Annotated in this window: 12 protein-coding genes, 2 tRNA genes and 1 other RNA gene; 8 read left to right on the forward strand and 7 right to left on the reverse strand. The window is 55.4% G+C overall.

Translation table 11 applies throughout. From position 1 onward, the window contains the following. Positions 1–236: 236 nt before the first annotated feature. The gene (locus tag PAN08_RS11675; RefSeq protein ID WP_269791661.1) at positions 237–575 is read right to left on the reverse strand and encodes a hypothetical protein; all 339 of its coding nucleotides are present in this window, start codon (positions 573–575) and stop codon (positions 237–239) included. Between the two features lie 732 nt (positions 576–1,307). Here PAN08_RS11675 and PAN08_RS11680 point away from each other — a divergent pair. Continuing rightward, positions 1,308–2,924, forward strand: coding sequence for a TIGR04141 family sporadically distributed protein (locus PAN08_RS11680; RefSeq protein WP_269791662.1), 1,617 nt, complete (start codon positions 1,308–1,310; stop codon positions 2,922–2,924). Positions 2,925–4,212: 1,288 nt separating this feature from the next. Here PAN08_RS11680 and PAN08_RS11685 read toward each other — a convergent pair. Both PAN08_RS11685 and PAN08_RS11690 read right to left on the reverse strand, forming a co-directional pair. Beyond that, the gene (locus PAN08_RS11685; RefSeq protein ID WP_269791663.1) at positions 4,213–4,773 is read right to left on the reverse strand and encodes a hypothetical protein; all 561 of its coding nucleotides are present in this window, start codon (positions 4,771–4,773) and stop codon (positions 4,213–4,215) included. Between the two features lie 53 nt (positions 4,774–4,826). Next, positions 4,827–5,348 (reverse strand): hypothetical protein, encoded by a 522-nt coding sequence (locus PAN08_RS11690; RefSeq protein ID WP_269791664.1) that lies wholly within the window; start codon positions 5,346–5,348, stop codon positions 4,827–4,829. A gap of 173 nt (positions 5,349–5,521) precedes the next feature. Between PAN08_RS11690 and PAN08_RS11695 the strand changes: the two genes are divergently transcribed. Next, positions 5,522–5,863 (forward strand): helix-turn-helix transcriptional regulator, encoded by a 342-nt coding sequence (locus tag PAN08_RS11695; RefSeq protein WP_269791665.1) that lies wholly within the window; start codon positions 5,522–5,524, stop codon positions 5,861–5,863. A 3-nt stretch (positions 5,864–5,866) separates the two neighbouring features. On the opposite strand, the gene PAN08_RS11700 is transcribed toward PAN08_RS11695, so the two are convergent. Beyond that, positions 5,867–7,084: a site-specific integrase gene (locus tag PAN08_RS11700; RefSeq protein ID WP_269791666.1), complete on the reverse strand. Its 1,218-nt coding sequence runs from the start codon at positions 7,082–7,084 to the stop codon at positions 5,867–5,869. A gap of 284 nt (positions 7,085–7,368) precedes the next feature. Between PAN08_RS11700 and PAN08_RS11705 the strand changes: the two genes are divergently transcribed. The 3 genes from PAN08_RS11705 to PAN08_RS11715 all read left to right on the forward strand — a co-directional run bounded on the left by PAN08_RS11705 (position 7,369) and on the right by PAN08_RS11715 (position 8,451). After that, positions 7,369–7,444, forward strand: a tRNA-Ala gene (locus tag PAN08_RS11705). Positions 7,445–7,689: 245 nt separating this feature from the next. Continuing rightward, positions 7,690–7,765, forward strand: a tRNA-Phe gene (locus PAN08_RS11710). Positions 7,766–8,094: 329 nt separating this feature from the next. Further along, positions 8,095–8,451, forward strand: coding sequence for a YkgJ family cysteine cluster protein (locus tag PAN08_RS11715; protein ID WP_269791913.1), 357 nt, complete (start codon positions 8,095–8,097; stop codon positions 8,449–8,451). A 294-nt stretch (positions 8,452–8,745) separates the two neighbouring features. Here PAN08_RS11715 and ssrA read toward each other — a convergent pair. Continuing rightward, positions 8,746–9,099: a transfer-messenger RNA gene (gene ssrA, locus PAN08_RS11720) on the reverse strand. Between the two features lie 216 nt (positions 9,100–9,315). Between ssrA and PAN08_RS11725 the strand changes: the two genes are divergently transcribed. From PAN08_RS11725 to PAN08_RS11735, 3 genes are all read left to right on the forward strand, one after another. After that, on the forward strand, positions 9,316–10,014 hold the full coding sequence (locus PAN08_RS11725) for a hypothetical protein (RefSeq protein ID WP_269791667.1): 699 nt from the start codon (positions 9,316–9,318) through the stop codon (positions 10,012–10,014). Continuing rightward, positions 9,977–11,047 (forward strand): XRE family transcriptional regulator, encoded by a 1,071-nt coding sequence (locus PAN08_RS11730; protein WP_269791668.1) that lies wholly within the window; start codon positions 9,977–9,979, stop codon positions 11,045–11,047. The genes PAN08_RS11725 and PAN08_RS11730 overlap by 38 nt, the downstream gene beginning before the upstream one ends. Positions 11,048–11,199: 152 nt before the next feature. Continuing rightward, complete coding sequence (locus tag PAN08_RS11735; protein WP_269791669.1) at positions 11,200–11,766, forward strand: hypothetical protein; 567 nt, start codon at positions 11,200–11,202, stop codon at positions 11,764–11,766. Between the two features lie 42 nt (positions 11,767–11,808). On the opposite strand, the gene PAN08_RS11740 is transcribed toward PAN08_RS11735, so the two are convergent. Both PAN08_RS11740 and PAN08_RS11745 read right to left on the reverse strand, forming a co-directional pair. After that, positions 11,809–12,975: a site-specific integrase gene (locus PAN08_RS11740; RefSeq protein ID WP_269791670.1), complete on the reverse strand. Its 1,167-nt coding sequence runs from the start codon at positions 12,973–12,975 to the stop codon at positions 11,809–11,811. A 238-nt stretch (positions 12,976–13,213) separates the two neighbouring features. Beyond that, complete coding sequence (locus PAN08_RS11745; protein ID WP_269791671.1) at positions 13,214–13,468, reverse strand: hypothetical protein; 255 nt, start codon at positions 13,466–13,468, stop codon at positions 13,214–13,216. Positions 13,469–13,540 lie beyond the last annotated feature (72 nt).

The raw sequence follows: 13,540 nt of genomic DNA on the forward strand, positions 1-13,540 counted from the left end.
GCATTCGATACGATCACAAGCCCCAAAACCGTCAGCACTTGAAGCCAGTGCGACGGTTGCAAAAGCGTCTTATTCAAAATACACCGTCCGAATCCTTGACCTGAGTGGAATTCCTTTCAAGCAGAATAGAACCCAATCTTTTCTATCAGTCAACTCGGCAAGCAGGTTCGGGGTGGGGAACTTGGGGTCTTTCCATCATCCTCTCCATGGGATGGACACAAGCGTGATGCTAATCATCAACGCCAATGCCGCTCGTTGATGTTCCGAGTGCATGCCAGGCACTTTCGATACGCGCCATATCGGCCATCACGCTCTCGGCCCAACAGTCCGCCGCATTCGCATACATCGGTGCTTTCGCCGCGATTCCAGCGCCATAGCCGGAAGCTGGTGATCAGCATCCACAGCGCTCCAACACCGAAGCCAATTAGCGGTAACCATTGAGCCGCTTGGTACACGCCTGCAAGCAATGCGGACTGCCGAATGCCTTCGATGGCGAAAGTTGCCAGCATTGATCCTGCGAGCAGTCCAAACGCCGGTGCATACATCCGTATTGCCATCCAAGTCCAACGATCCATCGTCTTTCTCCTGTGGTTGATGCTGTGATCGTCCGTGGTGGTTGTCGCACTGGATGAGACCGAGTGACCGCATGGCAAACTTCGTCGCAGGTACAAAGCCAAACCCACGCCAGCACTTCATACCTAGCCCCAAAAGCACGCCACAGCAGGTATCGGCCAGACTGCCGCCGCCAACATATCGCGTGTTTCAGTGTCAGAGCATGCGATTGGATTGAGCTTTGCATGGGGGCGGCGCACAGACGAGGGACTGATGCGTTGATTTGATGCAGGCAAATCAATAGATGTCGTGACTACGGTCCTTTGCATGTGGCATTTGGAGCCTAAACATAGCGCCAGCTAGCAAGTCCGTATGCATCATGCAGCGACTGTTTGAATAGAACGTGCTGATTGCGCATGGCGTGGGCAGAATTTCATTGCTGATCGAGCTGTTCGGCTTTAGGAAAGCATCGAAGCATGCAGTGGCCGTGTATGTGTAACAAGATGCGACGGAATCGCTTCATAGTAGGACTGTTAGATGCCGAAATGCCGAAATGCCGAGATGCCAGTAGCTTTGTTGTGGTCACTGGTTGCGCGGTGATCGTAAGAGGAGCTGTTGCTGCTGGACTAATTTCCTTCAAACATCAAATGCATTTCTGTTACGGATGCCAGTGCGTTCCCTGTTTGTTATGCTCCGAACAGGTGGCAGCCTGTATCGCTGAGCTGTCGTTAGGGTCTTGCACAGGGGGATGTGGAATGGCGAAGGGATACCGCCGGTTAAATCTTTTTATGGCCAAACCTTTGGTCGATGGGCAGACATTTGCGAAACTGCTCGCCGATGCACCGACGGTGAGCTATCCATTGGCAGCTGATTTGGATATCGATGGAGTCCTCTTCGTAAAGCAAAGTGCGGAAAAGAGACCGGGCTGGGGGGCAGTGCTCGACGAAGCAACTGGCGTGAACGTGGAGGGGCTTGCGAACCGTTCTAGTTCGGCGGTGCTCTTGCTTCGAGTTGATGGTGACATCTTTGCCTTCACCTTCGGGTACGGCCGGTATCTCCTTGAGCAATCGCTATTCGTGCAGGACTTTGGGCTGCGCACTGCACTGAATACGCTCGACGAAAAGTCATTACGCAGCGTTGACTTGCATACCCTTGAGGATCAGCCGGTCCAGAAGAAATCACAGGCCGCTCGTGACTCGGAGGTGGGCGTGTTTGGGATTGACATCCTGCGCGACGTGCTTCGTGCCGTAACGGGCGTCCCCAAGCAGGGAATTGACCTCGAACATATCTCTGGCGGCGACGCTGCCTTCTCGTTCGGTATCGAAATGGAAGTTGCAGATATTCCTGGGCTGGCGCGCCGTATCAAGGGCTACTATGCCAATGAAGACTACAAGAAGTCATTTTCATGGGTAGACAACGTCCGCAAGATCAAGGACGAAACTTTGATTGATCAGCTGAACTTGAAGTTGATCAAAGCTGTCGCTGAACGTGATCCTAGTCTTATGATCACGTTGCCGGAGATCGGTGCGTGGGACAAGATCTTGGGTTTTAGCTTCACGCGGAACAAGGGTGGCCTGCGGCCTGTCATCGATGCCGCAGACTACATCGACAACATCCATGATCTCGCCGCTCTGACTGTGGATGGAATTAAGCGGGATAAGCTTTTTGTTCACGACGTCGATGGCGAAATCACTGAGCACTCGGTGTATCGCTGCATCTACTTCGAGATCATCGACGGCGATAAAACAAAGATCGTTTTTGATGGGAAATGGTATGAGGTCGATGCGTCATTCATCGGGCGAATCACCGAGATTTTGAAGTTGATTCCGGTGTCAGCTCTTCCATTTCCAGCAGTGGAGGTTTGGGAAGATGATGGGAAGAACAAAATTGAGTCGGAGGGTGAGTACAACAGTCGTGCAGCCGAAGCACATGGCTATTTCCTGTTGGACAAGCAGCTGGTTAAAACCAATCGCACCACGACAGCTATTGAGCTTTGCGATCTTCTGACCCCAACCAAACAGCTGGTCCATGTGAAGCATCGCAAGGGCGGATCAGCCGGACTTAGCCACCTTTTTGCTCAGGGAGGCGTGGCTGCCGAGATCATGCTTGGCGACAAGGAGTTCCGGAAGAAGGCGCGGACCGTGTTGCGTAAAGTGGATGCTGCTGCTGGTGATCTTGTACCCTTGGGTAACATCAAGAGCGCAGACTATGAAATTGTGTTTTTGATTCTCGGTGAAGACAGTGCAACGCTGAAGCAGAACCTGCCATTCTTCAGCAAGGTGAACTTGTCGAAGACGTTTGAGAACCTCAGTCAACGTGGATTCCGGATTTCGGTAGCTGGTGTTGCTACTACGCCGCGTCCGATTGTTTGACCAGGAGCAGCCCTTCATTCGATTGCTAGGTGCTGGAAAGCAAAAAGCCCAAGGCGATGACCTCGGGCTCTGGGACTAACGTATCGATGTGTACTGTTACCGTCTAGGTTCTTGCTTCTTGCTTCTTGGCTCTTGCTCTTTGCTTTAAGCTGTTGCTCTGTACTTGAAACTTCTCTTTCAGGAGGCATACCACCCCCATCCCCACATAGAGCAGGGATTGGGGCAGCCTACTGGAAGGGAAGCAACTTCTCTTTCAGATACTCGATCTTTGCGACACTAATCTGTAGCCATGTTCCGTCTGATCGTCAGGCAACGGTACTGGCATCACCGACACGGCTGTCGCGACCCCATGACAGGGAACCGCACCGCTCACTCCTAGGTCGGAAATCTTCTGGAGCATGCTGATCTGATCAGCTGAAACGCCATCCCGAACGTAGGTGTCCCGGTAAAGATGACGAGTGGAGGCGCAGCTGCGCTTCGTATTTGCGATTATCGGCAATTGTTCTAATTATGTCAATAGTTAATCTTTTTTCTATCGATTGTTCTGATTTTGCCAGTGGCGAGGGCTGGAACCAGTCATAGCACTGGGTTGCTGGCTGTATGGAGTTCACCGACCCCGCGTTCCACTTCGCCTGCACCGGGCAACGTTTTCGGTGCACCGTCTAGGACTTCCATCGTGGATGCGGATCGTTCGCGTTCGCGCGCTGCAAACACGCATCGCACTAAACAGCACCAGTGCGTACCTAGGGTGCGACGTAACGCGCAGCTACATGCGTAGCAGTGAGGCTGCAGGCGACGCGCCACGAGCTGCGCAGCCAGTCAGGTGCGCATTGAATAGTGGTGGTGTGTGCGATTGCAATTGGCGCTATCAAAACACGCATGCAATGCCGGATCATCCGCATTCGAACAACGCAAATTACACATCGCATTGAGGCGCAGCAGCGTGCATGCGGGGCGCATTGCAGTGCAGGGCTATGGTGGTTCGTGCGTAGTGCTGGGCGGCGCTCGATGAGCGTCACAAGTGCTCTGGTGTGCATCCAGATGCTGGGATGCGAACCGATGTGATTAGTCGATCAGAACCCATCATCCAACAACGCAAAAGGCGCGCTGACATCGCTGCCAACGCGCCCTTGTATGCAGTGGTTTGAAGATCAGCGCGGGCGAATGCCGAAGCCCAGCAGTACCGCGCCCGCAACAGTGAATGCTTGCCCCAGCGCAAGTGCATGCATGTTAGCGATGTCGCGATCCCGGTAAGCGCTAGTAGCAGATCGCCCGGATCTAAGCGCACTCACCTTGAGCAGCCATCAAATGCAGCTTGATAAGCCTCCTCCTCAGTACTGAGCGAGCTATCACCGTAGATGGCGACCACAGTTCCGATACCCATTCGCTGCCTCACCGGATCATGAGCTAATCCTTGCAATACGTTTTCGGTGACAAGGGTCATCGGTATCCCTTGCTCCTTAAGCTTGAATGCTTCGCGAGCAATAACTGCGAGCTTTGAGCAATAGTCTCGCGATCCGATGCCGTCATCCTTACGCTCTACTACTACCTGCGTGCTTTGCTGTGCTATCTGTGCATCTACTCTCGCTATCGCTTCTTGTGCTGCCTTTTCACCAGCCTTGACAGCCTCATCTGCTGCTGCTGCTTGCGCCAACGCCATTGCTTCTGCATGAGTCTGTGCTGGTGCTTCGGTATTTCCCGTGGATGATCCTGACGATCGATCTGCGCCATCATTTTTGGAGCAGCTGCTGGCAAGAATGACTGCACATCCTATGGCCACCAGCTGAGCAAGCCAAGCTGCTCGATTCCCCTGATTGCTCTTGTTGCCGCCGCCGCTTGCATGTTTCATTGGAAATCCCCCTTGTTTTCAGATGTTTCGTTCAATGCATTCCGCCAACATGCTCAATCGGCGGTGGTCGGCGGTGACTGCTGTATCGAATCCATGAAATCCAATAAGTGCAGCATTTGATCATCACCAAGCGTGTAGACAGTGCTGCATGTGCGAATTTCCACAAGCTTGGCTTTGCTGAACGCCACGGCTTCGGTATAGGTCAATTTCTTGCTGAACGAAATGACCGCGAATTCGTTGCGAAAGAACGGTGGCATATCAGTTGTCATCGACGTTGGTTTGCCATCAATGAGTAGATCGACGCCCGTTCCGGCACAGCGGTTGTATCGCATGTCGTAGCTGACGATCGTGCCGATGGTGAAGGAGTCGTTCTTGTTCACTGCGCGATTGCCGACCACGATGTTGCCGAGATCAAACGTGACGCCCCTTCGGCCTGGCTCTTCGATACTCGACAGCTCGAACTTGATGGTGTTGCTGGAACGATCTTTGAAGCGGTCGTACTCGCGGGTGATGTTTTGCGACCACGCAACGGTGGGCAGTGCGGCGAGTAGCAACAGGGTAGGAACCAAGCGCATGACAGTCCTTTGGTTGGGGCATCCGTGAGTAATGAAGATCGAGGCTCGACGGTCTAGACGCCCCCTTGCGACCAATACGACCTCGTGTAACGCTATATACCGATACAGTAATGTATTCTACTGCTGAGGTATATGGGTCATGCTCTTCAAGGTTCAGTCACCGTTACCTCCTTGTGTCCTTGCCCGAAGCCATAACCGCCATCTTTGCCAAGCGCCTGAAAGAAGCCCGCGATCTGCGGGGGCTGTCACAGCGCGCGCTGGGGGCTCTCGTGGATAAGGACCAAGACAAAAACCGGGGCGCGGTGCGCATCAACCGGTATGAGCAACAGGTCAACCAAGCGGACATGACCAAAGCAGCAGAACTGGCCCAAGCGCTCGATGTCCCGTTGGCGTTCTTGTTCGCCGAGGACGACGATTTGGCTGCTGCGATCTTGGCCTTTGCCAAGCTGCCTGCTGAGCAACGTGCTCGGATGCGGGCGGAGCTAGAGCGAATGGCGGGCCAGCAGGGTTCCTAGGCATCACGCCGCCAACTTCGCAACGGCTGCTGCCAGCGTATCGGGTGCTAGGTGTGCATACCGCAGTGTCATCGTAATGTCGGCATGACCCAGCAGTTCCCGCACTGTGTTCAAGTCCACGCCCGCCCGCACCAAGCGCGACGCGAAGTGATGGCGCAGGTCATGGAACCGGAATTGTTCGATGCGGGCATCAGCCAACAGCTTCGTCCAGCCGGTTTTTACGTCATTGACGTTGAATACCCGTCCGATTCGTTGCCCGCCAATGCGGATCGACCAGCGTTGCAGTACATCCATGGCTTCGACGTTCAAGGGGATATGGCGCTGACGCCCTGATTTCGCGTTCTCCGCCCGGATCGTCAGCATCTTGGCTTCCAGATCGACATCGCCCCATGTCATCGAAAGCAGTTCGCCCCGACGCATGCCGGTGTTCATCGCAAGCAGCACTACCGGCGTCAGATGATCGCCGTATGTGTCAGCCGGGATATCGGGGTACAAATCTTCTTGTCGCAGCGCGCGCCAACGGTTGCCTGATACGCGGGCAGCAATCATGTGGCGATCCCTTGCAGCCATGACAGTACGCAGACGGGCTTCTTCGTCCAGTGACAAGTATCGAACGACCTTGCGGGACTGGCCGCCCTTGATGCGCATGCCCAACAGTGGATTGGTGGGTATCAGCCCCCAGCTGACGGCTTTGGACAGCGCAGCCCGCAGACACGCTAGATCGCGTGCCGCAGTCGAGCGGGTAGGCGGGGACTTGGTCTTGCCAGTCGGTGTAGACAAGCGTAGCTGCAGCCATTGATCGGCCCATGCTGTGTTGAAGCCGGTCAGTGGGTCGTCCAGATGATCGACGAAGACTTGCTCCAGCCGATTGGCATACATATGCCCGCGTTTGAGTTCCAGTGTCGCCCATGCCCGATATCGCTGATCGATGAAGTCTTGCAGGGTAGGGGCGTGGGACTTGCTTTGTCCGATGCGTGGCAAACCCGATTGCAGGTACTCCGCGATGGCGTGGGTGGCTTGAGCGCGAGCTAGATCCAACGGGATCGCAGTCGTCGGCCCGATGGTTCGGCGCTTCCCATGTGCCCACGACACGATCCATGCTTTGTGACCTGATGGCTGGACGCGCAGGATCAGTCCCCGCACTTGAGCATCCCGCACTTCATAGGGGCGCTCTTGGGGCTGATAGGTCTCGACCTGGCGTTTGGTCAGCTGGACACGCATTGAACCGGCTTCCGTAAGTTGGCTTACCGCCAAGATAGGACGCCGGCATGGACGGTGATTGGATGCGGATCGTCCGCGATTGATGCTTGAAAGGCCCGGCAACGATGGGCGCCATGGGCCCGGTCTTCGCCGAGCTGGCACCACCGGCCGCTGCGAAGCCGTGATTGTGGGGTACAGGCCCATGACGAAGCGTGGGATCAGCGGCCTTGTCAGCCAGCTGGTCCCATGCCCAGGGAGCCTGTTGGCGAACGTCGAAGACGCGCGCTAGAATCCGGACACCGCGTGGGGCGGTAGCTCAGCTGGGAGAGCGTCGCGTTCGCAATGCGAAGGTCGGGAGTTCGATCCTCCTCCGCTCCACCAAATCTTCAAGGAAAGAGCCGCATCGAGAGGTGCGGCTCTTTGCGTTCGTGCGTTGTCGATGAAGAGTGGAGGGCGCGGCGGCTGTCGTTGTGGTGGTCATCGCCGAGCCGATCAGCCTTGTCCGATCTGACGTTTCGGGCAAATTTCATCGGATGTGAAAATTTTTGTGAAATTCGCTTGCCCAAACTGCCACGGATGCGTAATATTCGCGTCCTCGCTGGCGACAACGCCAACGAAAAAAAAGTGGCCGAGTAGCTCAGTTGGTAGAGCAGGGGATTGAAAATCCCCGTGTCGGCGGTTCGATTCCGTCCTCGGCCACCATAAGATTCAGAGGGTCTGCAGAAATGCAGGCCCTTCTTGTTTTCAGCCTTGCACCGTTTTTGCACCACTTCCCAAAGTCGGAAGGCGGGCTGCATCAATCGTTCTCTTGTCGGTCGGTCGCCAGCGAGAGCGCAGATTGCGGGTCTCGTGGCCTGCAGGTATGAAATTTCTAAAGGGATTCTGGATGTGACCGGCAAGCATTTGCTTGCTCGCAACGCATGTCTTGACGCACGGTGCTTGTAGCGAACGGATCACTACAAGGAGCGGTTTGTTCTCGTTGTACTTGGCAGGTGGCCGGGATGTTCTTCTGGGCCATTACAATTGCAGCCATGCCTTACACGAACATCGACGTTATTGAATCGCTACGGGAGCGTATTCCTACTTTCCGCTGCATTGTCGGGTGCCATGACTGCTGTGGGCCGGTGACCGCATCGCCTGAAGAAGTGGCCAGGTTGCCGGTCAAGACCGACGAAGAGCATGAGCGGGCCTTGGCAGAACTCAGCTGTCCGTACTTGGGCGCCCATGGTTGCGAGGTATATGCGGAGCGACCATTGATATGCCGGCTTTTCGGTACTACTCCGACATTGCTGTGCCCAAACGGCAAGCGGCCTGTTTACATGGTCGATGACGCGACAGAGGCAGAGGTGCACAGCTTTTTGCGGAGAACTCGCCAAGTTCTGCTATGAACTCATATCGGCGGTTGGATTGGCCTGTCGCATGGGGCCGGCTGCCAATATGTGGTGTGCCGCAGTTGTCCGCAGCTTTTCGGATAAGCCCATCGCTTTGATTGTTAGCCGCGACGGCATCACGCATCACCTGCTTGTTTGGAAGGCATCTGCCCTGCGGTAGTCCCCGATGCTCGATGTCAGCTCTTCTGCTGCACCGACTGAAATGAACAACGGGCCATGGCGACGACAACAAAAAAGGCCGGAAACCTTTGCGGGTTTCCGGCCTTGTTCGGGCCTTGACGGCCACTTCATTGGTGGAGGTGGGCGGAATTGAACCGCCGTCCGAAGGCACTCCATCCCCGGTACTACATGCTTAGCTCACCGTTGGGTCTCGTCCTGTGGCAGCACGGTGTGCCAAGCGCACCCCAGGACCAGCCTGTTTTGGTTAAGCCATGACTGACAGGCAGCCGTCACAGCCGGTTCCGTGATAATGACCCTACATCCACGAGCACGGGCACAAGTGGGTTCGGGGCTTACGCCTTAAGCGGCGAGAGCGTAGTTGTCGTCGTTGGCAACTAGAGTTTTGCAGCTGGATTTACGAGGAAAGCTACCCCCTCGGCATGCACCAAGCGACTTCATAACCTCCGTCGAAACCAGTGCACCCCCGGTTAGACGTTGATCAGAAACGGTTTTTAGCCCCGGAATGACCAAAAGCTGACTAAAGACCTTCTTGATAGGGTGGATCCTACGGCAAAGAGCCTGAACAGTCACTAGAGCAGCTTCACTAGCAGCCAGAGCAGGTAGCGCCAGGCGGGAGTGCCTCGCTGCGGGAGAGCATTGATCCGGGCAGGAGGGCTTCCGTAGAAGGATGTGGTTAGTGAATTGAATCTGCATAAAATCATTGACAAAGGTAGTTCGTTGGAATCTACTGTGCTCATTGGCCTTGATGAGCTCGTCATGGAAATACATCAGTCGCAAGTACATCGTGCTCTGGAGAGCTATCTGCAGTCTCTGCGAGTGATGGTCGGGCAGGCCGTAGCGGACTACGGTGCGCTGTACAGTCCATTGCTGAGAAGTATTCATACGAGTAGAACCAAGGCATCGGCTGTCCACGATCACTTCTTCCATCACGCACGCAACTATGCTGAGAAGACCCCAGGGGTGCGATTTGAGCAGCTTCGGAAGTTGTGCATGCTGCACTTCTCTGAGGGCTTCATCATCCGCTTCAAGAAGATGGATAAGGATCTCCTGCCCTCTGGTCATTTGACGGATCAGGTCGTAAAGTTCCGCACCCAGCAGGCTCTTGAGGGCCTGCCAGAGTCTGTCCATCTGGACCTCGGATATGAAGAAGACATGCTGGGCAATCTGCAAAGCGTGTACCTGATTTGCCCGTCAGGACCGCGATCTAATATGTGGGTCTCAGAGCTCAACGACGAGGCACCCGCCACAACTACGGTTGTAAGCCTATTCGAGGCTAGCAACACCATCATCGAAGAGCCTGCCGGCGCGATCATCGCGACGAAGGCAAAGCAGGACAAGCGCAATGAAACCCAATCCGGAAATGGTGATTCTGGCGCGTGAATTTCGTGAGCTGACGCAGGCCGATCTTGCAGCGAAAGCTGGGATAACCCAGCCTCGCGTCGCAAGGATTGAAGCAGGAATAGGCGCTGATCTGAGCGTTGAAGAAATGAGCGCGCTTGCGCATGCTCTGGGATTTCCTGTCGGATTCTTTGGGTTGGTTGAGCAGAGATTTTCCTATGGAAGCAGTTCTGTCTTTACACGGAGCCGACAACTCAAAGCTGGGGAAAGGCGCAAGATCTCTGGCCTCGTGAATGTCCTGCGGATCCATGTCAAGCGCATGCTTGATCACGTGGACGTTCAAGCGGTACGGCCGCTGCCTCGATTCGGTATTGAAGACTATGGTTCCACTCGCGCGTGTGCTCGAGCTCTTCGAGTAGCGTGGAATTTGCCAAACGGTCCGATAAGGAATTTGACCAAGCTGCTAGAGGGCGCGGGCGTAGTCGTGATCGAGTGCGATTTTGGTGGCGTGCCAATGGACGCGACATGCATCCAGTTCGCAGACTTGCCACCGATGATCTTCATTGATAAGTCGGTGCCAGGTGACCGTTGGCGCTTTACGCTTGCACATGAACTCGCACACCTGGTGATGCATGATCTTCCGCATCCTTCTATGGAGGATGAGGCCGATGACTTTGCATCCGAGTTTCTGGTGCCGAGTGACGAAATTTCGCCAGAACTTTCACGCGCAAATGCCTCCAAATTGGCTACTTACATGCCGCTGAAAGAGTATTGGCAGGTATCGATTGCCATGTTGATACGGAAGGCTCTAAGCCTTGGCAAGATCGATGAAAATCAGCGGAAGTGGCTGGTGATTCAGATGAATAAGCTTGGCATCCGTAAAGTTGAACCTTTGCCAGTTCCAAAAGAGTCGACAGCGTTGTTTCCTTCTTTGATAAAGCACTTTCGCGAGCAGCTCGGATTCACGGATGAGGAGTTGGGAGCAGCTCTTATGTATTCATCTGACCGGCTTGATGAACTGTACGGCGATATAGGTAGAGAGAAGCCCAAGCCGCTTCTTCGAATTGTTCGTTGATGCTGCTATTGATGCTGCAAATATTTCTGCGTGTCGCAAAGTAATTAGACTTTCACTGCGCAAAGGGTAGGGTTTTCAGTGGCAGTTTAGTGGGTTGGGCACGAGTACATCACTAAGGATGCGAGCCGCACGTCTAACATGAAGGATTGCGCTTGAGCAGTGTTATTCAGACCTACCCGCATTGGACGTATTTCCTGTGCCTGGAGGACGACATAAGTACGCTCTCAAGATGGGTGGAGTTCTCAGAGCCGAATTACGGTTGCTACTCTGTAGAAATTGCACGCCTGTTGATGGCCGCGGCGGCAGAGGTGGACGTAGTTGCTAAGCTCGTGTGCAAAAGCATAAACGCCGGCTCAAAAGCGTCAAGCATAGGTAGTTATCAAGCGGAGTTGATGGCGGCATACCCAACGCTTCCGATGGCGCTCACCACAATTCCTAGATTTGGTATTGAACTGCGGCCATGGACCAGCTGGGCCACCCCCGCATCACCACCAGTGTGGTGGACAGCTACAAATAAGGTGAAACATCATCGCTCGGAGCACTTCGATAGAGCAACGCTCATTAGTGTTCTGGAGGCTATGGGCGCGCTTTTGATTCTACTCACTCTTTTGTACAAAGACCGTATGAACCAATTGGAGCCGCTGAGTCGTTTGTTTGTCCCAAAGTCATTTCTTTTAAATATGGGCGATAACCGAGTGCGATTTACGCATCACGCATAACGCTGAAACCGAATAGGTCTCCGCCTAGTGAGGGGGGGCGGTCTATGGAGAGCCGGATTTCTCCCACGCTGATGCCAGCTTGCTACCGGCATCTGGAACCATGGACGGGATCCACCGGGCGTATTTTTTGGCAGTGATCGTCCAGTCGCGATGTCCCATCTGCTTGGCCACCCACATGACGTTCTCACCGGCACTCAGGGCCTGCGAGGCAAAGGTGTGGCGCATCTGGTAGGGGTAGCGGTACCGGACGCCGGCCTTCTTGAGGGCCCGCTGCCAGCTGCCTGCGCGGATTGTTTGATCGGATCCCCAGCGGGCATTGGTCTTCGGGTCGTGGAAGACGAACTCGCCCGCCAGGAGGGTGTGCGCGCGCTGAGCCTTCAGGGCGGCAAGAGCCGGGGCGACCAGGGTGACCTCACGCAGGCCTGAGTCGGTCTTGGGTGCCTTCATTTTCCCCATGACCCATGCACGCCGGATCTTCACGGAGCCGCGCTTCCAGTCGATGTCTGACCAGCACAACCCGATCATTTCCGACGTGCGTAGGCCGCTCGCAAAATTGAAGTGGCAGTAGTTGCGCACCTGGGCCTCGTCGATCCCGGCCAGAATCGCTGCGACCTCTGCTGGGCTGAAGGGGTCGACTTCCTCCGTGGCGTTTATCTGCGCTCGCCGGCGGATCTTGAACCCGTCCAATGGGCTGACCTTGATCAGGTCGTCGTCGACGGCATCATCCAGGGCGCCACGGAGCGGCCCGAGGACGTTGTTGATCCGCTTGGCGGTTACCTCGGAACCAAACTTGGCCACCAGCTCCCTGACTTGTGTGCGGTCGAAGTCGCGCAGGGCGATGGCTCCGATTCGCGGGATCAGGATGTTCTCCACGATCCGGGTATAGCCAATGATCGTGCTGTGCTCGAGCTCCAAACCCTTTCGCACCAGCCACCGATCGAGGACGGTTTTCATGTCGTCCAGGGTGGCAGGCTTTTCGATGACCAGGCGGGCTCGCTTGCTGGTCGGGAAGTGCGCCGCATAGTCGAACAGGCCCTTCTCGATCTCGATCTTGATTTGGCCCAGAAGGTTCTCGCAGAAGCGGATATTGCGGGGGGTCGGGGGGAGCTTGATTCGCTCCCGGCACCTCGCGCCGCGGTAGTAGAAGTCTATTTCGATGCTGCCCGATGTAATTGGGCGGACACCGCTGCCCCGCTTTGAACCCACCATTCGTAACCCTCTATGTCCATCAAAATCCGGCCGTCTGGGGCCTTCGTGTAAACCGCCCCCTCCAGCCAGTCGCCGCGCTTGATCTTCGACCTGGTCGCGTCGGGGGTGTAACCGGTCAGTTCTTGGAACTTCTCGATAGTCACAAAGCGGGGAGGCCTTAGCAGTCCTCTAATAGAGGGTTGGGGCAGTTCTACGACGCCACCGCGGTGCTTGATGGCCAGCCCTAAATGGGACTTGCTCATGAGCGGCCTCCAGGAAGTGCGGGGGTGCGCGGCGGTGTATCCACTGCGACAGTGGTGCGGCCGACTTCGTGGTGGAGCTCAATTGCATCTAGCTCGACCTTGACCGCAGCGATGTAGGTGGTGGCCACCAACGACGTGGCCTTTGCGCGCTCGATGGTTTGAGCCATCTTTTCCGGCGACGCGCTGTCGTCGCCCAGGTTTTCAAGCATCAGGACTAGATGGTCGCGGACGTCACTGACTTTGTTCTTCATCGCGCTGCTCCTTCGTGCGGCGATTGATCTTTCGCGTAAGGCGGGCTTTGAGCATCACGAGCTCGGCCAGCT

Origin of the sequence: Stenotrophomonas sp. Iso1, from assembly GCF_027497995.1 — a bacterium.
In the GTDB taxonomy this organism is placed as follows: domain Bacteria; phylum Pseudomonadota; class Gammaproteobacteria; order Xanthomonadales; family Xanthomonadaceae; genus Stenotrophomonas.

Coding starts and splice junctions, on each gene's coding strand:
- PAN08_RS11740 (WP_269791670.1), bottom strand. CDS start 12,975: ATGGTGGGTTCAAAGCGGGGCAGCGGTGTCCGCCCAATTACATCGGGC.
- PAN08_RS11745 (WP_269791671.1), bottom strand. CDS start 13,468: ATGAAGAACAAAGTCAGTGACGTCCGCGACCATCTAGTCCTGATGCTT.
- PAN08_RS11690 (WP_269791664.1), bottom strand. CDS start 5,348: ATGCGCTTGGTTCCTACCCTGTTGCTACTCGCCGCACTGCCCACCGTT.
- PAN08_RS11715 (WP_269791913.1), top strand. CDS start 8,095: ATGCCTTACACGAACATCGACGTTATTGAATCGCTACGGGAGCGTATT.
- PAN08_RS11685 (WP_269791663.1), bottom strand. CDS start 4,773: ATGAAACATGCAAGCGGCGGCGGCAACAAGAGCAATCAGGGGAATCGA.
- PAN08_RS11700 (WP_269791666.1), bottom strand. CDS start 7,084: ATGCGTGTCCAGCTGACCAAACGCCAGGTCGAGACCTATCAGCCCCAA.
- PAN08_RS11680 (WP_269791662.1), top strand. CDS start 1,308: ATGGCGAAGGGATACCGCCGGTTAAATCTTTTTATGGCCAAACCTTTG.
- PAN08_RS11675 (WP_269791661.1), bottom strand. CDS start 575: ATGGATCGTTGGACTTGGATGGCAATACGGATGTATGCACCGGCGTTT.
- PAN08_RS11730 (WP_269791668.1), top strand. CDS start 9,977: ATGAAACCCAATCCGGAAATGGTGATTCTGGCGCGTGAATTTCGTGAG.